Source organism: Larkinella rosea, from assembly GCF_003858635.1.
In the GTDB taxonomy this organism is placed as follows: Bacteria; Bacteroidota; Bacteroidia; order Cytophagales; family Spirosomataceae; genus Larkinella; species Larkinella rosea.
Map to the genome: position 1 here is coordinate 543,206 of NZ_RQJO01000010.1, position 20,423 is coordinate 563,628.

General features: G+C 51.0%; 16 protein-coding genes. 5 read left to right on the plus strand and 11 right to left on the minus strand.

The window, feature by feature from the left end:
- Positions 1-27: 27 nt before the first annotated feature.
- The 3 genes from EHT25_RS23090 to EHT25_RS23100 form a co-directional block, all read right to left on the minus strand.
- Positions 28-1,020: a Hint domain-containing protein gene (locus tag EHT25_RS23090; protein WP_124877521.1), complete on the minus strand. Its 993-nt coding sequence runs from the start codon at positions 1,018-1,020 to the stop codon at positions 28-30.
- Positions 1,021-1,133: 113 nt separating this feature from the next.
- Positions 1,134-2,696 carry a flavin monoamine oxidase family protein gene (locus EHT25_RS23095; protein WP_124877522.1) on the minus strand — a complete coding sequence of 521 codons (1,563 nt, stop codon included), beginning with the start codon at positions 2,694-2,696 and terminating at the stop codon, positions 1,134-1,136.
- Between the two features lie 68 nt (positions 2,697-2,764).
- Positions 2,765-3,943 carry a pyridoxal phosphate-dependent aminotransferase gene (locus EHT25_RS23100; RefSeq protein ID WP_124877523.1) on the minus strand — a complete coding sequence of 393 codons (1,179 nt, stop codon included), beginning with the start codon at positions 3,941-3,943 and terminating at the stop codon, positions 2,765-2,767.
- 402 nt (positions 3,944-4,345) lie between these two features.
- On the opposite strand from EHT25_RS23100, the gene EHT25_RS23105 reads away from it, so the two are divergent.
- The gene (locus tag EHT25_RS23105) at positions 4,346-5,248 is read left to right on the plus strand and encodes an ABC transporter ATP-binding protein (protein WP_124877524.1); all 903 of its coding nucleotides are present in this window, start codon (positions 4,346-4,348) and stop codon (positions 5,246-5,248) included.
- Positions 5,249-5,312: 64 nt separating this feature from the next.
- Positions 5,313-8,942, plus strand: a complete 3,630-nt coding sequence (locus EHT25_RS23110; protein ID WP_124877525.1) for an ABC transporter permease/M1 family aminopeptidase — start codon at positions 5,313-5,315, stop codon at positions 8,940-8,942.
- Positions 8,943-9,066: 124 nt separating this feature from the next.
- Here the strand turns inward: EHT25_RS23110 and EHT25_RS23115 are convergent, their stop codons facing one another.
- The 4 genes from EHT25_RS23115 to EHT25_RS23130 form a co-directional block, all read right to left on the minus strand.
- Positions 9,067-9,540: a hypothetical protein gene (locus EHT25_RS23115; protein WP_124877526.1), complete on the minus strand. Its 474-nt coding sequence runs from the start codon at positions 9,538-9,540 to the stop codon at positions 9,067-9,069.
- Between the two features lie 216 nt (positions 9,541-9,756).
- Positions 9,757-11,121: a M20/M25/M40 family metallo-hydrolase gene (locus tag EHT25_RS23120; protein ID WP_124877527.1), complete on the minus strand. Its 1,365-nt coding sequence runs from the start codon at positions 11,119-11,121 to the stop codon at positions 9,757-9,759.
- Positions 11,122-11,142: 21 nt separating this feature from the next.
- Positions 11,143-11,442, minus strand: coding sequence for a hypothetical protein (locus tag EHT25_RS23125; RefSeq protein ID WP_124877528.1), 300 nt, complete (start codon positions 11,440-11,442; stop codon positions 11,143-11,145).
- The gene (locus EHT25_RS23130) at positions 11,439-11,960 is read right to left on the minus strand and encodes a hypothetical protein (RefSeq protein WP_124877529.1); all 522 of its coding nucleotides are present in this window, start codon (positions 11,958-11,960) and stop codon (positions 11,439-11,441) included. Before EHT25_RS23130 ends, EHT25_RS23125 begins: the two co-directional genes overlap by 4 nt.
- A 142-nt stretch (positions 11,961-12,102) precedes the next feature.
- Between EHT25_RS23130 and EHT25_RS23135 the strand changes: the two genes are divergently transcribed.
- Together EHT25_RS23135 and EHT25_RS23140 are read left to right on the plus strand one after the other, a co-directional pair.
- The gene (locus tag EHT25_RS23135) at positions 12,103-12,513 is read left to right on the plus strand and encodes an Rrf2 family transcriptional regulator (RefSeq protein ID WP_124877530.1); all 411 of its coding nucleotides are present in this window, start codon (positions 12,103-12,105) and stop codon (positions 12,511-12,513) included.
- A 71-nt stretch (positions 12,514-12,584) separates the two neighbouring features.
- Positions 12,585-13,229: an NAD(P)-dependent oxidoreductase gene (locus EHT25_RS23140; protein ID WP_124877531.1), complete on the plus strand. Its 645-nt coding sequence runs from the start codon at positions 12,585-12,587 to the stop codon at positions 13,227-13,229.
- A 67-nt stretch (positions 13,230-13,296) separates the two neighbouring features.
- On the opposite strand, the gene EHT25_RS32765 is transcribed toward EHT25_RS23140, so the two are convergent.
- From EHT25_RS32765 to EHT25_RS23160, 4 genes are all read right to left on the minus strand, one after another.
- Positions 13,297-14,094, minus strand: a complete 798-nt coding sequence (locus EHT25_RS32765; RefSeq protein ID WP_185731461.1) for a sensor histidine kinase — start codon at positions 14,092-14,094, stop codon at positions 13,297-13,299.
- Between the two features lie 583 nt (positions 14,095-14,677).
- On the minus strand, positions 14,678-16,678 hold the full coding sequence (locus EHT25_RS23150) for a plastocyanin/azurin family copper-binding protein (RefSeq protein ID WP_124877533.1): 2,001 nt from the start codon (positions 16,676-16,678) through the stop codon (positions 14,678-14,680).
- 11 nt (positions 16,679-16,689) lie between these two features.
- Positions 16,690-17,028: a tRNA-binding protein gene (locus EHT25_RS23155; protein ID WP_124877534.1), complete on the minus strand. Its 339-nt coding sequence runs from the start codon at positions 17,026-17,028 to the stop codon at positions 16,690-16,692.
- 5 nt (positions 17,029-17,033) lie between these two features.
- On the minus strand, positions 17,034-18,794 hold the full coding sequence (locus tag EHT25_RS23160) for a PA14 domain-containing protein (protein ID WP_124877535.1): 1,761 nt from the start codon (positions 18,792-18,794) through the stop codon (positions 17,034-17,036).
- A 205-nt stretch (positions 18,795-18,999) separates the two neighbouring features.
- Here EHT25_RS23160 and EHT25_RS23165 point away from each other — a divergent pair, with 205 nt between their 5' ends.
- The gene (locus EHT25_RS23165; protein ID WP_124877536.1) at positions 19,000-20,364 is read left to right on the plus strand and encodes a PQQ-dependent sugar dehydrogenase; all 1,365 of its coding nucleotides are present in this window, start codon (positions 19,000-19,002) and stop codon (positions 20,362-20,364) included.
- The last annotated feature ends 59 nt before the right edge of the window (positions 20,365-20,423 follow it).

Genomic DNA, 20,423 nt, shown 5'->3' on the forward strand with positions numbered 1-20,423 from the left:
CGTCAGCCACCGAATACCGTAAACCGATTACTTATCCAGCACCACCACTTCATTCACCAGGTAGCTGCCGCGATCGGTAACGAGGTTGTAGACTTTGTTGATCGTCCGGATATCCGATTGAGTATGAGCGACTTTCCAGGCGGCTACCGAGTGGCTTGCGCCGTCGAAACGGTAGAGAACATCGCCGTTTTGCAAATCACCTAATTTCTTCGCGCCGGTGGCGGTTTGAACGGGGTGGTTCGCCGTGGCTTCCAGCAACACCGGTTTGGTCAGTGTCGTTGAATGGCTGGCGGAAATTTCCTGAACCGGAGTGATCCAAACGCCCGTAATCGCCAGATTCGGTTTTTGGTGAATCGTTACTTCCCGTACTTTCGCCGAAACCAGCAAGCGGGTTTTGGCATCGTACGCCATTACGTCATCACCGGCTTTGATCTGGTCGATGGTTTTCGTTTGCCGGTCGGCCAGCGTTACGACCGCATCAGCCGGGAAGCAGAAATTGTATTCTTCTTTTTTCTTCTCACCGCCTTCTTCTTTCGTTCCGCCACCCATCAGCAGCGCCATTTCGCGGGAGAGTACAAAACCGAGTGCCGACATCAGCCCGGCTTCTTTTTCACCAACGTATTTCAGATCATCGATGTACGCATCCCACGCCTTGCGATCGGCGCTGGCACCGGGAACCACGAACGGTTTGGTTTCTTTGGTTTTTCCATTTTCATAAACCGCCAGCAAACCCAGTTCTTTGGTGTCGGCAGCCGTGAAAATTTTGTACAAATAGATTTTCCGGGGAATCCCGTCGCTGTAATTGAAGACGTAGGCCGGACGTTCTTCGTAACGATCCAGAATAAAATCGCCGGATTTGAAATAGGTATCTTTTTCGAGATTACCAATTTTAATGGCCTTAATGGCCTTCAACTGATCCAGCGACATGCTCGCAGTCTGCGCCCAAACGCGTAGCGAAACCAGTTGCAAAACCGCAACACAACCAATGACAAGGAATTGACGAAGTAAGTTAGTTTTCATAGTAGATGGTTTAATTACGTACCCACGGACTAAAGTCCGTGAGTTTTATTACTCTGAGTTGACAGTATAGTTTACACGGACTAAACGGGGCCGCCCGGCGGTCCGTGGGTACGTTATTTTTTCGTGTACTCACCCACCCGGGCGTGCAGTGAATCGACCACCCGCCGGGCAGACGTAAACGCTCCGGCCATCCAGGCCGTCAGGTACGTCGTATGTTCCCCGGCAAAATAAATGTTTCCATCCGGTTCGAGCAGCGCGGGGTAGAATTTCCGACGGATGGCATCGTCGTAAACCGCCCAGCCGCCTTCGCTATACGGAATTTTCTGCCAGGCCAGCGAGAACGAGTTTTCGAACTCCTGCGGGTATTGCGGGTGAATTTTATACCCCTGCTCCAACGCCATTTTTTCGCGTGCGGGAAGCGATAGTTCCCCCACCGCTTCGGCCCGGCTGTAGAAATTATAATAGCCGATCAGCACGCCTTTTTTGCCCATCAGGTCGAAGGACGGATACCAGATCTGATTGATATCCATGTTGGTACGGGAAATTCCGCCGTAGATCGCGTCGTCTTCTTCCCAAAACCGCCGTTTGAATTGCAGCCCGATTTTACCGGTTTTCATGTACGGAATAAAATCCGCCGACCGCTTCACCATCGGCGACAGGTCCGATTCGATCTTTTTCAAAACCGGTAACGGCAGGGTACAAACGCAGAATTCGGCGGTGATTTCGGTCGGTTTTCCGTCTTTCTGGTACACCACCCGAACGCCGTTTTCCGTTTTCCGCAACTCCTTCACCGGTGCATTGAACTGAATCTTTCCGACCAGTTTTTTCTCGAGTGCTTTCGGAATCGCATCCATCCCGCCAACGGGTTGGAGGAGCGTCGAATGCTGCTCGAACGTATAATCGCCGTTGTTGTAAAAAACCGGTTGCATGTAACCGGAACGTAAATACTCCGTCAACCCATACGGATCGACCAGGTCACCGGGAACAGCCCCGGCGCCGGGCATCGTTTTGTACCCTCGGCGATTCGTGCCTTTGTAAAGCTTGCCGGTATTCAGATCACCTTCATTTTTCAGAAAATCGACCAGCTTTTCGACGTCTTCTTTCGTCAACTGCTGATCGAGCGACGCCTGATCGAGCGCTTTCGCCAGCAACTCGCTCGTGTAACCGCGCATATCGCTGTGGTATTCCCGAATGCGCATCCGCTTGTTGGCCAGCGACCCCGGCCCGCCGTCGTTATACAACCAGGCCGACTCGTTGGAACCGTTGAAAATCTGAAGCGGTACGCCCAGTTCACGGCAATAATGTAACGTGAGGTGGTGATTGTGCGGAATCCGGGCCGCTCCGCCGTTAAAATACTGACCGTCAATGAATGTACAGGTTTGTTCCGTGCCGCCGATTTCAGTTTCCTTCGTTCCGCCCCGAACCGTCCAGACGCGGCCACCGGAGCGGCTCCGGGCTTCGAGAATGGTGCAATCGTACCCCAGTTTCCCCAATTCGTAGGCGGTGGCCATTCCCGCCAGACCCGCGCCCAGAATTACTACTTTTCGGGCTTTTCCTTCTTTGAGTCCATTGGCCGGTAAATCGAACGCTTCGGCGGGCGCCGGTTTTAAAAGTCCCCACGCCAGTAAGGTTGCGTAACTTGCTCCGGTTGATTCAATAAAATTCCGTCGGGTCATAGTTTAATGAAGAATGAAGAATGAACAATGGATAATGAAAGGCTGTCCATTGTTCATTCTTCATTGGATCAGGCTATTTTCTTAAAGACGTCCATAAACATACCCATTTCGTCTACGGTGCCGACGCTGACGCGGCAGTAGGGCTGGGCGTTGTATTCGCGGGTGGAGGTGAGAATGCCGTTGCCGAACATTTCTTTTTCAAACTGTTTCGTTTTCATCCGGATCGGAAACAACACGAAGTTGGCATACGAGGGAACGTATTCGTACCCCTTCTCTTTCAGCCCTTTATAGAGCAATTCGCGGGCTTTGTCGTTTTCAGTGCGGCAGAAATTCTGCCACTCTTCGTCCTGGTAGCTGGCAATTCCGGCTTTGAGCGTGGTTACACTCGGGTTCCACTCACCCCGCGAGTAGTTCTGTAATTCGGGCAGGAATTTTTCGGGTGCAATGGCGTAGCCCAACCGCAAACCGGCAAAACCGTGTATTTTGGAAAACGTGCGGGTCAGGAACAGGTTGTAGCCTTCCGCCACGAGTTTCGGCAGGGCCGGACGTTCTTCCGGTTTCAGAAAATCGATATACGCTTCGTCGATAAAAACCGGTACTTTGGGCGACACTTCCTTGCAGAAAGCCACCAGATCGGCCACCGGCACAACGGTTCCCGTCGGGTTGTTGGGGTTACATATATAAACCAATCGGGTATCCGCAGTAACTTTAGCTTTCATAGCGGCCAGGTCGTAGCGGTATTCCTTCGTCAGCGGTACGGCTTCGATTTTGGCACCGAATTTTTTGGCGCAACCCAGAAAATCGTCGTAGGTAAACTGGCTGGTCAGAATGGTACCGCCACTGCTTTTGGCAGCACTCCCCGTATAATAAACCGCCATCGCCGTCAGCAATTCTGACGATCCGGCGGAAAGCATTACGTTCTCGGGTTTGACGCCTTCCTTAGCCGCAATCAACTGCTTCAGTTCCTGGCCTTCGAACATGGCATACCGGTTACTGACTTCAGCCGCCTGGATGAGCGCTTCTTTGGCTTTTTTCGAAATTCCGTGCGGATTTTCGTTGAAGGCAATCCGGGCTTTCAGTTTCGGCATTTCCCGACCCAACTGAGCAAATTCGTTGAAGAGCGTTTGTTCGTGCAGTGCATTTACCGCAACCGGATTGAGCGCGAAAGACGACCGGTTTAATGTAAGACCGGCGGTTAACAGAGCACCCGTGCGTAACCAATTTCGGCGAGAGATGGGAAGGTCCATGATTTCGTAGGTTTCGTAATTTTTTTGTACTAAACTACGATGAGATTTTATTATTTCCGAATAAAGCCAAATGCAATTTCGTCATTTCAAAAATAAACAAATTTTCTAAAACAGTTTATTATTGAAAGTAGATTTATATTCTTTTTGAAATTATTACCAATAATCACTTTAAATTCAAAGTAGTTTTACCAAAACCGCCACTGTTTCCGGCAAAATCAGCTTAATTTTAAACTAGATCTTTTTCGAAAACCGATTCCTGAAATGCGTACTTTCCCTGATTAAGATGCGTAGAAAGATTTTGCATCTCCAATAGAAAAATGACGAAATATATACTATACTTACTTTCTACTCAAAATGCGTATCCGCCGAACCGATCAATGACTTAACTTAACCCATCCTCCAATGAAACTGACGATTACCGATCTGAATAAAACGTATTCCAATGGCGTCAAGGCGCTGCACAATGTCACACTTACGATTCCGCAAGGCATGTTTGGCTTGTTGGGACCGAACGGGGCGGGTAAATCGTCGCTCATGCGCACGATTGCAACCTTGCAGGAAGCCGACAGCGGTCAGATTCTGCTGGAAGATACGCCCCTGGGAACCATCGATGTGCTGCGCCAGAAAGATTCCATCCGGCGCGTATTGGGCTATTTGCCGCAGGAATTTGGGGTTTATCCGAAAGTGTCGGCCGAAACCATGCTCGACCACATTGCCAGTTTGAAAGGCATCAACAACAGCCGGGAACGGAAACTGATCGTCGAAGCACTGCTCGAAAAAGTCAATCTGGCGCACGTCAAAAAGAAGAATCTGGGTACGTTTTCGGGTGGGATGAAACAGCGGTTTGGCATCGCCCAGGCGCTCATCGGCAGTCCCAGCCTGATCATTGTGGATGAACCTACCGCCGGTCTGGACCCCGCCGAACGCAACCGGTTTCATAACCTGCTCTCGGAAATTGGCGAAAATACCGTCGTCATTCTTTCTACGCACATTGTGGAAGACGTCACCAACCTCTGCTCCGACATGGCGATCATCAGCCTCGGAAACGTGATTGCGCAGGGACACCCCGCCGATCTGGTGGCGGGTATTCAGGGAAAAATCTGGCGCAAAATCATCGAAAAAGCCGAACTGGACACTTATAAAGCCAACCATCAGGTGATTTCGACGCAGCTTAAGGGCGGTAAAACCCAAATCCATATTTACAGCGACACTCCTCAGCTTGGTTTCGATCCCGTCGAAGCCAACCTGGAAGACGTTTACTTCTCCAAAATCACGAGCCATCAAGAGGTAGGAATTATGAGTTAAGAATTAAGAGTTAAAAAATCTGTGCGCATTCATTAACTCTTAACTCATAACTCTTAATTCCCTTATGTTTACCAAGATATTTCGTTTTGAACTGGCTTACCGCCTGAAACGTCCGGCTACCTATCTCTACGGTTTTCTGCTTTTTCTGTACACCTTTCTCATTCTGATTTACGGCAACGGTCCGGCGTCCGAAAAAGCCAATGTCAATTCGCCCTACGCAATTTCATACCTGCTGATCCTGACCAGTATTTTTGCCACGATGCTGAGCTCGGCGGTGATGGGCGTGCCGGTTTACCGCGACATTGAACACAACACCCGCTCCTATTTTTTCTCCTACCCCATCAGCGAACGCGGTTATCTGCTTGGCCGGTACCTGGGTTCGTTCGTCATCCTGATCGGGATCATGGGCTGTACCTGCCTGGGCATCGCGCTCGGATCGTTGCTGGGACCGGTTTTGAATCTGGCCGACAACGTCGAACGCTACGGTCCGATCCGGTTGTGGGATTATGTACAACCGATGCTGGTTTTCGTTATTCCAACGGTTTTCTTCACCGGAAGCCTGTTTTTCAGTCTGGTTGCTTTAACGCGGAATGTGTTTGTAACCTACGCCGGAAGTTTGCTGCTGTTCATCGGTTATCTGCTGGGCATCACGCTGGCGTCGGATCTGGAAAACAAAGACATTGTCGACCTGCTCGATCCGTTTGCGCTCAATACGTTTACCAATGCTACCAAATACTGGACGCCCGCCGAGCAGAACGAACTCCATGCCACGCTGGACGGAAACGTGCTGCTGAACCGGCTTTTGTGGGGTGGCATCGGTTTGGCAACGCTGCTTTACACGCTCTTCCGGTTTGATTTTCAGCGGTTTTTAGCCGTTAAACTGGGTAAAAAATCGAAAGCCGAAGCCGTCGCTAAAAAGGCAAAACCGCTCCTGACTTTGCCCGTTGCCGAAAAGATCTTTTCAACCAATGCCTATTTCGGACACCTCTTCCGGCTGACGAAACTGGAGTTCGGTAACATCATCAAAGACGTTTATTTTCTGGTCATTCTGATGGGTGGCGTGTTGTTTCTGTTTCTGGATGGCTGGTTTGCCGATCAGATTATGGGCACCCGCTCACTGCCAACCACTTATTACATGATTGAAGTCAAAGACTTCGACTACATTCTGTTCGTCTTTATTCTGATCATTTTCTACACCGGCGAGAGCGTGCACCGCGACAAAGCCGTTCACTTCGACAACATTGCCGACGCGCTGCCGGTACCGAACTGGGTGACCTATGGCGCGAAGTTTCTGGCGCTGGCTGTCATCTGCTTCTTATTGGTCAATCTGGTGATTATCAGCGGGGTTCTGAACCAAACCGTTAAAGGCTATTTTGAGTACGACTTCGGACAATACTTTACGGATCTGTACCTGATCGAGTTCCCGGAATATTTGCAACTGCTGATGCTGGCGTTTTTTGTGCACATCATGGTGAACAGCAAGTTTACAGGACACATCATTACGGTCGGAATCTGGGTGGTGATGGTGGCCCTGCGGAACTTCGCAGAACTGGATTATAACCTATTTTTCTACAGCTACACGCCCGGCTACCGGATTTCGGACATGAACGGTTTCGGGCATTTTCTAAAACCGCTGGCCTGGTTCAATCTGTACTGGCTGGCGTTTGGATTTGCACTGCTCGTGATCGGCAACCTGTTCTGGAACCGGGGCAGTGAAGGTGACCTCAAAACCCGCTGGCGACTGGCTAAACTCCGGTTCAATAAGCCATCAGCGACGGCCTTAGCGGTTTTTCTGCTTATTTGGGTGGGTTCCGGAATCTGGATTTACTACAACGTCAGCGTGTTGAACAAGTACCAGACCGCCGACGAAACCCGGGAACTGCAGGCCCGTTATGAGAAAAAATACAGCCGCTACGAGCGAACCGCCCATCCGAAAATTACCGATCTGAAGGTTAAGATCGACCTCGTCCCGGAAGAACGGCGGGTCACCGCCAATGGGATTTATACGCTGGTCAATAAAACTGCCCGCCCGCTGGATTCGCTGCATTTGCTGTTTGCTTCGCCGGAATACAATCACCCCAAAACCGAGAAATTCCTGATCGACGGCCAGGATCCAAAAATTTTGCTGAAGGATACGGTTTTCCGGTATTATATCTACAAACTGCCCCGCACGCTCCAGCCCGGCGACACGGCCCGCATGGAAATCACCATTGCCGCCCAACCAAAAGGTTTCACCAACAGCGGCTTAAACCGGGAACTGGTGTACAACGGAACCTTTTTCGACACCGGTATTTTCCCGTCCTTCGGTTACAATCCCGCTGGTGAACTGACCAGCGATAAATACCGCAAAAAATACGGTTTGCCCATCAAGCAATACCAGCAACCGCCCTACACCGACGCCTGGGGGCGGAGCAATTTCCTGTTTACGCAGGACGGCGACTGGATTACGTTTGAAGGCACCGTTAGCACCGCGCCCGACCAGATTGCGATCATGCCGGGCTATCTGCAAAAAGAGTGGAAAGCCAATGGGCGCAAGTATTACCACTACAAAATGGACGCGCCGATTGCCTATTTCATGAACGTCAGTTCGGCACGATATGCCGTCAAACGCGACATCTGGAAAGCACCCGATGGCAAAACCGTCAACATCGAGGTGTATCACCACCCGACGCACGGACGGAACATCGATCGATATGTGAACTCCGTGAAGGCGTCGATGGATTACTACAACGCCAACTTTAGTCCGTACCAATTCCGGCAGATGCGGATCATGGAGTTTCCGCGTTACGCCAGTTTTGCCCAATCGTTCCCGAATACCGTGCCCTATGCCGAAAGTTTCGGCTGGGTGGGCGATTTTCGCGATCCCGACAAAACCGATTATGCCTATTACGTAACCGCCCACGAAGTCGCGCACCAGTGGTGGGGGCATCAGGTGATGCCGAGCAATACGCGGGGTGCCAACCAGATTTCGGAGTCGATGGCCGAGTATTCATCCCTGATGGTGTTGAAGAAGACGTACGGCGACAACATCATGCAATCCCGTCTGAAATACAGCCTCGACCGGTATCTGCGCGGGCGGTCGTCGGAAGACAAGTTTGAGGAAACGCTGCTCGACAACGACACGCGGGCGTACGTCTGGTACGACAAAGGCTCAGTCGTGTTGTTTGCCCTGCAGGATTATATCGGCGAAGACCGGCTCAACCGGGCGTTCAAAGAATACGTCCAGCGGGATGCGTTTCAGCAAAAAGCACCGTTTACGACCAGCCGGGACTGGTACAGTTACATCAAGGCTGCCACGCCCGATTCGCTCCAGTATTTCCTGACCGATAACTTCGAGAAAATTACACTCTACGAAAACCGCATTACGGAAGCCAAAGCTGAACCGCTGAAAAACGACCAGTATAAAGTCAAAATGACGGTGCAGACTAAAAAGCTGTACTACGACAAGGCGGGGAAAGAAACCGGTGCAGGCAAAGCAAAGGACCTGATCGAGATCGGGATTTTTGCCGCTGACGCTAAAAACAAGAAAGGCATGACCGAAAAAGTGCCGCTGTACCTGAAAAAACAGTGGCTTGGCCCCGGTACGCATACGCTCGAATTCGTCGTAAAAGGCAAACCGGCCAAAGCCGGGATTGACCCGTACAACAAGCTGATCGACCGGGTGTCGGATGATAATGTGAAGCCGGTGGAATGAGTGTAAAAAAGGCTATTTCGCGAAGTTGAGCGGAGAAAAAAAAGAGCTAAGCGGAGGTTAATTTCTCTGCTTAGCTCTTTTTTTTCTCCGCTCAACTTCGCGAAATAACTCTTTTGAAAATTCTTTACTGTTTCAGGTAAACGAATTGAACAGTATAGGTAACCACTTCAACTTTCTTCGTGCTCGGGTTGGTCAACGAGTCACTGCTCGTTATTGCTTTCGAAAGCAGTTGGTTTGGTGTAACCGTAGCATCTAACGTATATACATCTTCATTACCCTGATCGTCTTTCAATGACAATTGATTGTTGGCAAACGTCCAGTTGCCTTTGTAATCAATCACCCGACCGCTGGTGCGAAGCGTTCCAGTAAATGTCTTGTCTGTTTTGGTAATAAAGCTATCCTGATAATCGAAAATCGCAGGATCATTATCAGCGTTGTAACCAGCCGTTGCGTAAACGCCCGTAAAACCGCTGGTCCGAATCCGATCTAACTTCCACGAACCGACCGACGGATCGGGTGCCGGATCGCTGTCCTTGTTACATGAGTTCAGGCCAGCCGCAAACACCACTACGCAAATTAAATAAAGTAAACGCTTCATAGATTGTCAGGTTTTTGTGAGGTAACTGTTTTAGTGTGATTGGATGAGATGACCGTTATGAACGAAATCTACAAAAAAAATGCTCAGCTTGTAAATTTATTGCCAAAAAGCCGGAATTTTCTCTTTTGAAGTACGCGCGAAACCGCCAAAACGTTGCGTCAATGCTTTATTTTACCAATGAAGTGATTCGGCGGACCCGGTTTTGTTATACTATTTTTACCGCAAACTGGGTCGCGGAATCACCGGTAAACTCTCGTTCCCATCTTCGCTAACGGCCTGAACCGCAAAGAAATAATGGTCTTTTGAATACGGCAGTGTCAGGCCCACTTTGTCCGTAAAAAATTTCTTTTGCCAGAACGGCCAATAAGTCTCCCGCATCAGCACATAATACCCTTTGATTTTCCGACCTGCTGAACCTCCGGCTTTGGGCGTCTGCCAGAACAAACTGGTGGAATTGGTCAGGTTTCGGGCTTCCACCGTCACATTCTGGGGCATCGACGGCGCTTTGGCCAGATTCGCCAAAACCGCCAGATTCATAGCCGTATTTTTCCGGAGGTATTCAAAGTCCATGAACTTCACAAAGTCACCGTATTCCACACCGTCCTGCGTCCGCAAATCCTGGTGCTGATGCGCAAAATTTTCGTTCATTTCCGTGATCCGCACCGCCGGAAATCCCCGATTGACGAATGGCGTGTGGTCACCCCCGCGCAAAAACCGGTCGTTCCGATACACCATCACCACTTCCAGCTGGTCGACATACCGCTCTCCCACTTCTTTGGTATACCGCGCCAGTTGCCGCGATTTTCCATCGTTTTCCAACCCGTATTGCCGGATGTTGGCCGCCAGCGAATCGGTCTGGTAGCCAGGCAATCCTTCGCTGAATACGCGAACTTTTGTGTTGTCGATAACGCGTGTATCCGGGCTATTATTTGACCCCATGATGTCGTTATTCAGCAAGGCTTCCAGGTTCCATTTCTCATTTTTGGCCCGCTGCGCCAGGTGATCGGCACCGAGCAACCCCTGCTCCTCTCCGCAAACCGTCACGAAAATGATGGTGGCCGGAAACGGAATCTTGCTCATCACCCGGCAAAGCTCGATGACGGCGGCCGTTCCCGAACCGTCGTCGTTGGCACCCGGTGCGTCGGCGGTGCGGTTCATCACGTCAGTTACGCGGCTGTCGATGTGGCCACTCACCAGAAAAATCCGATCGTCATTCGGGTCCGTTCCTTTGAGCGTCGCCATCACATTGCCCATTTGCGTCGGCACATCGACGCGCTTGCCGTCGGGTGGCAGCGTCCAGGTGTCGATTTGGGCAGTCAATCGCCCACCCGATTGTTTGGCGTACTGCTGAAACCGGCTCAACACCCACTGCCGGGCCGCGCTCAGGCCGCGTTTGGGTGCCGTAGTGCTCAGGGTATGACGCGTTCCAAACCTGACCAGATTTGTCACGTGCGCCCGCAGGCTGTCCGCCGAGATTTCGCTCACCAGCTGGGCGATGATCGGGTCACGATTGACCGTCGTCTGAGCCTGAACGGCCAGTGAAACGAGGAGAAGTGTAATCGAACAGGCAACGAATTTCATTCGGAAAATGGATGAGTTAAGTTATCGGAATGACTGACGAAGATACAGCGTCGTATCGTTTTTGCTGCGTCGGGTCGGACGCTGCGTTGAATTTTTGGTAAACCGGTGAGTGGGTTTCGGACGCATAAGCAGGCGGTTTTGCTGATTAAACCACGATGCCACCAGGGCTCCGGCCAGTAAAACTGATGCGCCAAGCGACCAGAATGCAATCCGGCGCGTCGGCAACAGCAGTTCGGGTTGGTAGAACGCACGGGTTTCGTCTTCCGAAAACAGTTCCCGAAAGTTCAAATCATCTGACTCATTTTGCTCCGTGTTTTTCATAGTCGTTGCACCAGGCTAAAGCCAAAGGCGGTTTTTGTTGTTCCGGGAAGAGGTTGCGCCGAAAACCCAAATCGGGCGTTGGCGAGCGCCCGGTTGTATTCCGTAACGGCTTTTCGGACCTTCGAACCGCCAATAATATTCAGGCCCAGTGAAACACCAATGGAGCCAAAATACACGGCCCAATAGTCGCCCGACCGGGTATACGTTCCGCGGTTTCGCGTCAGAACGTAGACCAGCGGAATAGCGGCAGCGACCTGGCCAATCACGACAAACGTTCGGTAGGTTCGAAAATGCCGGTTCACAATCGGATCATTTAATTCATTGAAGGGAATTTCCAGCGAATTCGACGACCGCAGCCGTTTGCCTCCGTAATAATAAGCCCCATACGATCGCTCAATGGGCTTCAGGTAAGCTGGAACCGCCACGCCGGGGCGATAAAAGGTTGAATCAGCAGCTCGTTGAGCAGTGGCCGTTCCCAGAATGCTGAGGCAGATCAGAAATAAGAAAATGAATCGCATGGATATATAACGCACAAGATTGGTATTCTACTCGATAATAAGGAAAAGAGATGAGAACTGCCAGCCCGGTTTCTCAAAAAAAAATCGGTTTCCGGGAATTATTGCGCAGGATGATTTGTACTGTAACAAATAGTATTACAGAATGACCAACAGCCGGTTTTCCATCGCCATCCATATTTTGACCTTGCTTGCCAAAGCTGGCCCTGAATGGGTATCGTCGGACTACCTGGCGGGCAGCGTGAACATCAACCCGGTTTTGATTCGGAAAGAAGTGAGCAACCTGCGTAAGAAAGGCTTGATTATCAGCAAAGAAGGCAAGAATGGCGGCAGTAGTCTGGCCAAACCGGCGGAAAAAATCCTGCTCTCGGAGGTGTACCAGGCCGTGCGCCCTGCGTCGTTGCTGGGGCAAACCCGGAATAGTCCGAACCCGGATTGTCCGGTGGGACGCCAGATTAACAGCCACCTCGATACGCTTTTTCAGACCGCCGAAAACGCCATGATCAGTCAATTACATCAAACCACGCTGGCTGAGTTTAGTGAGCAATTTCATTAATTTTTTTTGAATAAAACTGTAACCATTTCAATTACAGTTCCATAATTCCAGTTTAAACTAGATATAAAACCATGAAAATCGCATTGATCGGATCCACTGGCTACGTGGGTTCCCACCTGTTGAAAGAAGCTTTACACCGTGGTTACGACGTAACGGCAATTGCCCGAAATCCGGAAAAAGGAACGACTGAAAATCCGCATCTGACACTGGTCAAAGGCGACGTGTTGAACGATGAGGAAGTAGCCAACCTGGTGGCAGGTCACGATGCGGTCGTGAGCGCCTACAACGGCGGCTGGTCAAATCCCAACATCTACGATGACCACCTGGCCGGTTCGCTGGCCATTCAGAATGGTGTTAAAAAAGCCGGTATCAAGCGTCTGCTGGTCATCGGTGGAGCCGGAAGCCTGGAAGCTGCGCCGGGGCTTCAACTGGTCGATACTCCCCAATTCCCCGCCGAGTGGAAAGCCGGAGCCCTGAGCGCCCGTGATTACCTCAACATTCTGCAAAAAGAAGAGACTTTGGACTGGACATTTTTAAGCCCGGCTATTTTGCTGGAACCGGGCGAGCGCACCGGGCAATTCCGCAAGGGCCTCGATCAACCGGTTTTTGACGAAAATGGGGTGAGCAAAGTTTCGGTTCAGGACCTTGCCGTAGCGGTTTTTGATGAACTGGAAAATCCGCAGCACATCCGTCAGCGGTTTACGATCGGGTATTGATGAAGCACGGGTTGCACGGTTTTATCGGCAGTTGTTTTCGGCCCAAACTGTGCAACCCGTTTATCTTTTAACCTGCTTCCGGCAACGCTAAAAAGAAGCTGGTGCCAATGCCCTGCTCGCTTTCGAACCACAGTTTTCCATTCTGTTCTTCGGCGTATTCTTTGCAAAGAAACAATCCCAGTCCAACGCCTTTTTCATTGTTGGTTCCGTAGGTAGATCGGGATTTTAACGAAAATAAATAGGCTTTATCTTCATCGCTGATTCCGTCGCCGTTGTCTTTTATTTCGATCCGGATATCCGGCTTCGACTTCACGGCTTCGATGCGGATCGATCCTCCAAAAGGGGTAAATTTTAACGCATTCCCGACCAGATTTCGCAGGATAAGTTCCAGCATATTGTGATCAGCCCGAACCCATAAAGATTCATCAACCGCGTGGGTAAGTCGAATGGTTTTCTTAATAGCCAGCGGTTTATAAATCTCCAGAATAGGTCGAAGCACCGAAAAGATATTTACATGAGTGATCGATGCTTTTTTTCCCCCCATCTGGCTGGTCGACCATCCTAACAGGTTATTAAGCATATCCTGCGTATTGCCAACGACGTGCAGCAGATCCGCTTCAATTTTTCTTTTCTGTATGTCGTCAACTTCAGTTTCTCCCAATATTTCCAGGTAGTGCTGAACGGAAGCCAGTGGCGAACGTAAATCATGCGAAATAATGGAGAATAACTTGTTTTTCTCCGCATTCAGTTCTTCGAGCATGGCTGATTTTTCTTCAACCAGCCGCTGCTCGGCCTTGTAGGCTTTCCTGAAAAAATACGTTGCCAGATAGATGAGTACAATCCCTACCAAATACGTTGACGCCACATCTATAATTTGGTTTGAACGGCTTGAATAATGACCGACGACACTTTCCGGATAAAAGTATTCAATGGTAAGAAGGCCGAAAACGACGCACAGATTCAATCCAAACCAGAACAATTGCTGGCGTCTGGGTGAGGTAATTGCTATTAATGAATAAATGAGGATAAATAACAGAAGGGAAGACCCAATAACGCCGGCATTAAAAAAATAATTAATCCCTAATAACGTATTCAGTAAAATTCCGGCCAGTGTAATGCTGATATAAAACCGGTTTTTAATCCGTGATAAATAGTATAAAAATATAAAAACGAAACAGAGAACTAGGGATATAAGGGATGCTTCGGTTAATCCGATGTAGTAATTAAATGGAATGTTATAAAACATAGCCGCAATACCCACCACGCATATTGAATTAAATATACGGCTTTCAACGGTAGCATCGCCCGGTTTGCCGACCAGCGCGGAGAAAACGCTTCGTAATTTGTTGAGCAGTAAATAGTTCTTCAAGTTGTTTCCAATATAATCAGACATAAAAACAGGTGATTAAAATCGAAGTTTAACCACCTATTTTTAAGAAAGCATTTCATTATTTAACGACTTTCAGCGTCCCCTGCATGAGCGATGCATGACCGGGGAAGGTGCAAACAAACTGATAATCACCCGGCGTAGTTGGGGCAACGAAATAGAGCGATTCGGAACTTTCGGGTTGCATCAGGTTCGTATGAAACAGCACATTCGGCGTCACGGGCACATACTGCATTTTGGAACCGTTTAAATTCAGTTTCAGGGCTGCATCGCCGACGACGTTGGCGGTTGCGGGCTTTACAATCACGCAGTTATGCAGCATGTCGTCGTTGTTATTGAAAATCCACTTAATGCGGCTCCCGGCTTTCACTTCCACCTGTGTCTTGTCAAATTTCAACCCCGGTACCGTACCGATCGTAATCACCTGGTCGGGGCCGTTGGTCCAGTCGGCAGGCTGTTCGGTAATGTGCTTTGCATTGACGGCGGCCTTCCCTTTGGCACCCGAAACCGGTGGTTCCGTTTTTGTGGAAGCCATTGTCATGTCGCTGTGAGTGTGTTTCGCGGGAGCCGCAATGGTCAGTTTCGTTCCCGGTGCAATGTGGTTCAGCGTGTAATACCCGGTATTATGCAGTAACGCCAGACCGGCCGCGGATTTGACGCCTTCGGCTTTAACTTCATGAACAAACCCTTCACGCAAAACCGTATCGGCTACAATCCTCACTTTCAAGCCATTATCCGACACCACAACGCCCCGAATCGGAACGGGCCGGGCGTCTTCAACCGGGCTACCGTAGATTCGGTGGTATTTATACGTGAAGCTGTTCATGCTGTAGGAAGCCAGATCTCCGGCGGTTTTCTTGTCAACCGGAAGCGTAAATTCTAACTCAAAGCCGTCGGGCATCGACCGGATGGCTTTCATTTCAAACGGCGTCTGTCCCGTCCAGACTAACCGCTGAACACCGTATGGGTCTTTGCCGGTAGCCGCCCAGCCACGACTCGTCTGTCCGACAAACAGGGAGCCATCGAGCCCCCAGGCCATCCGCAGAATACCGGACTGGAAGCCGGAACGGAACAGAAAACAGGCACCCTGAAACTCACCCGCTACTTTTTCCAGAAACACCCGCATGATCTTACTGTGTCCCTGATCACCCACAAACAACTGACCGTCGAACGGCCCAAACCGGTTCGAAGTGGTATCTTCCACAATATCGGAGGTTGAAATGCCCAGTATCGTGTGCGGGAACCAGATGGCCGGAACTTTCAGCCCTTTGACGGTTTTGGCCACTTCATGCATCGGTTTTCCGGTACTCGGCACATCCTCCGGTTTCAGTTTCACGGGCGAGCCCGGCTCCGACGACCACCGCAACCCGGCGGGATTCCCGGCGAAGTCGCCCAGTTCGAGGTGCGTCATCCGGCCCGAACCAACCCAGTCTCCCTGGTTTTCGGTGTAAAAAATGCTGCCATCGCGCAACTGCCGGAAACTCGAGGGCGAGCGCAACCCCGTCGCATACGGTTTCAACTCTCCTTTTTCGGTTACTTTCAGCATCCAGCCCCGCCATTTGGCTAAACTTGCTCCGTAGCCAATCCAGTCGAGGTTGAGCGTAATGAGCATTTCGCCATTCGGCATAAACAGCGGGCCGTACGAATATTCGTGATAATTACCGGACAGCGGCCATTTCACGACCGACTGGTATTCATTGGCTTCGTCGTCGCCATCGGTGTCGATCATTTTGGTCAATTCGCCCCGCTGAGTAGCATAAATGGCCCCGTTGTGGTACGCCAGCCCGAGCGGTTCGTGTAAACCGTAGGCAAACCGCTTAAACTGCGGCTGACGGCTTCCTTTCATATACGGATTGGTGATGAACCAGACCTCACCCCGGCGCGTCGAAACGCCCAGTCGGCCATCGGGCAGCACGGCCATTCCGCCAACCTCCAGCTTGACGCCTTCCGGAATCGGAACGGTGACAAGCCGGTAATAATCGTCTTCCGTCAACGGGCGTTGCGCCACAACCACGGACGAGATAAAGAAGGCAAAAAAGAGAAACGAGAGTTTATTTTTCATGATTTTTATAACTAGGCAATTCGGGAGCCGTTTTCTGTTTTACGTTCGGTTTGCAGCAATGTTACTTCACCATCCGGGCCAACTGCGCCCAATACCAGGCATTCACTTTTGAACGTGGCAATCTGTTTGGGTGGAAAATTCACTACAGCAACGACCTGCTTTCCAAGGAGATCGTCCGGATTATAAAGTCGGGTCAACTGCGCCGACGACCGTTTCACGCCTTTCGAACCAAAATCGATGGTGAGTTTATAAGCGGGTTTCCGGGCTTCCGGAAATGCGTCGACGGCGATAATGGTGCCGGTAAGCATCTCCACTTTTTCGAAGTCCGCCCATGAAAGACTATTCTCCATTTCGATCACCACAAAAGTGAATAGTGTATCGTCGCCGAACCGTTTTTCACGGCAACCGGCATCAGTAACTCCTGCCGTCCGAAACTCGTGCGCGTCGTTGGTTTCAATTTCGGATCCAGCCGGACGTAGTATTTCCCATCCACTACATACAACCCTTTTGCCACTTCCTCCAGCGTTGCGCCAACCGCCATCCGGCAATACAGGGTCTCGTTGTCCGGCCCATTGACCGTTAAGGTGCGGGTAAACGATTTGCCGTCGCCATCGGGCAAAACCGCATCGTTGACATCCAGATCCCGGAGACGGAACTGCATGATCGGATACCCTTGCTTATCGATCGACAGCCCTTTGTATTTCAACTCGTTGTCAGACAAACTATCGGGCCAGTACTGGCTTGAGTTCGCCATCAATGCCAGCGGGTTCTGGGCCGACAAAACCGCCAGCGTACCCAGCGGTTTCAATAATTGAGGCTCCCCGCGTTCATACCACATGTCGGTCACATCGGCAAATTCTCCGCGCCATACCTGCAGCAAAGCCCCCTGATTGAGATCGAACGTGTAATTTAAACCGGATGGACTACCTACGGACAGACAGTGGGTCTTCTTTTTGGCACCAAAATTAACAAACGAACGAATCACCGCCGGTTTGGCGCCGGCTTCCACCGCGATTTCGCCAACGGGATCGGGTTCGGGAAGCGATGCGCGGGGGTGCAATGCCTGAAATTTGGTATCGGGTGCGGAGATAAAAAAGCCCAAACCCGGCCGGGGCCACGACCGTCCGAAAAACAGGTTAAAAGGATGTTTCCCGGCCGTCAGGTTGATTTTTGCGGTATTCATGTAGCCCAGATCAAGCCGCTTGTTCGCAATAATTTCTTTGCCATCGATTTGCAGGGACGCAAAACCGCCCTGCTGCAGCGCAATCGTGTAGGGGCCGGTTTTGTCAACCACCAGATCGCCCGTGTAGACGATTCCGTGCCAGCGCGGTTGTCCGAACGCCACTTCGTAGGTCAGTGCCGAAACCGTATCTTCTTTCACCAGCCGCAGATTGGGCAATTCGGCCGGGGAGGTGGTTTCCGTTTTGTTTTCGTACAGTTTGTAACGGATATTGGTCAGTTTGGCCACCGGGCGATCCGTAATTAACTGATAGCCAATATTCCGAATGGCGACCGTACCGGTTTTTACGTTTAAAACGACCGAGCCGCTGTTGCCGCCGGACATTTTCGGAAGCACACTATTTTCCTGAATCAGGGTACCGTTCAGAACCATTTTCTCCAGCGTGGCCGGTCCTTTGCCTCCACTCTGGATCACCACTTCCAGCTGTTGCCACAAACCGGGTGCTTTTCCGGCATTCTGTAGCGGTAATAAAGCCGCACTGCCTTCAATGGCACCTGATGTACTGGTATTGACCTCCGGTTTTCCCCAATTATCGGCCAGCCGAACGTTCGTGGAGCCAAACGACAGGGTTGCCTCCGCGGCCGGCGACAGCATCACCTCCATCACCAGCCGAACATCACTGGCGTTGGTCAACAGCGTCAGCGGCTGACCGGCGGTTCCAACCAGAATGCCCGTTCCGGGTTTGGTCTTAATGTCCGCCTTGAAGGGATTCGCCAGAACCGAAGCCGCCGGTTTCCAGTTGGCAGGTGGTGACGGCACTCGATCGGTGGGCAAGGGCGTCAGGGATTCGTCAACAGATTGGGCCCAAACCGGTAATGCACCCGCCAGCAGAAGCAGAGCGGTTCCCCGGTTGAACCATCGTAGAATGGGATTCATCGAATAGGTAAAGTTTCAGTGTTTAAAGCAATTAGTTGCAAGTCTGACCGAATGACTGCTTACTTTGCAAAAGGGAAAATAAGTGTCATTTTTACCCTAATCGCTACTTGAACTTTTTAACTTTTGCGGAGTTGGGTTTGTAAAAATAATGTATTCCCGTTTTTCTTTTCGTAAATATTTCGGCAGTCCTAAAATCCTTCATCCCATGAAAAATCGATTCCCGCTGAAGACTGGAAAATTTATGATGGCCGAAGTCGCCATCGTTTTGCTTCTCTCGGCTTTTTCGAGCCTAACCGGGGTTTTCGCTCCCGGAAATTCCACGGCCCTGCCCGCTCCCGACCCCGATAACGGTGGGTTGAAACTAACGACCGGTTTTGGGGCACTGACGGTAGCCGACGAACTGGGATCGGCCCGGCACATCGCGATTGATGCGAAAGGAACGGTTTTTGTCAAACTCAACAAACTGAAAGACGGCAAAGGCATTATCGAACTGCAGGACACCAACGGCGATGGAAAGGCGGATAAAACCGTTGCGTTCGGGAGTTACGCCGGAACCGGGATGGCAATTTACAACGGCTACCTGTATGCGTCATCGGATACGTCGGTGTATCGCTACCGGATCACTAATGGCCTGGTCGATCCGGCCACCAAACCCGAACCCATCGTGGTGGGATTGACGCTGCAACGCCAGCACGCGTCAAAACCGCTGGCCTTTTCCCCCGCCGGAAAGATGTATGTGACCTTCGGCGCTCCGTCGAATGCCTGTCAGGAAAAAGACCGTCAGCCGGGTTCGAAAGGTCAGGACCCCTGCCCGATTCTGGAAAACTACGGCGGCATCTGGGAATTCGACGCCAACAAACTGAATCAGCGACAAAGCGACGGCACCCGCTACGCCACGGGCATTCGCAATGCAGTGGCTCTGGACTGGAACACGGCTTCCAACTCGCTTTACGCGCTGCAACACGGTCGCGACAACCTCAACAACTGGGGCGGTAAGTTCACCAACGAGGTTAGCGCCGAATTGCCATCGGAAGAGTTTATGATGATTCGGAAAGGGGCGGATTTTGGCTGGCCCTATTGCTACAACGACCACGAGCAGAGCAAAAAAATGCTGGCGCCCGAATACGGCGGTGACGGAAAAATTCAGGACCGGTGCGCGGGAAAAGATAAACCGATCATGGCGTTCCCCGGCCACTGGGCGCCCAATGATGTGCTGTTCTACACGGGCAATCAGTTCCCGGCCAAATACAAAAACGGTGCTTTCATCTGCTTCCACGGTTCCTGGAACCGCGCTCCGCTGAAACAGGGCGGTTATTTTGTGGCTTTCGTACCGTTCGGCAAAGACGGAAAACCGTCGGGCAAGTACGAGGTGTTCGCGGAGAATTTTGCGGGGGTGGACGAACAGGGCAAACCGGGTACGGACGTCAATGCCGGGAAACTCGATCTGGCCAGCCCCGGCGACGCCAAACACCGCCCGATGGGCCTGGCCCAGGGACCCGACGGTTCGCTGTACATTACGGACTCGGTCAAAGGCAAAGTCTGGCGGGTGATGTATTCGGCGAAGAAGTAAGAACAATTTGCAAAATACGGCCCTGTTTCGGTGCAAGCGGTTTTCCGTCTACACCGAAA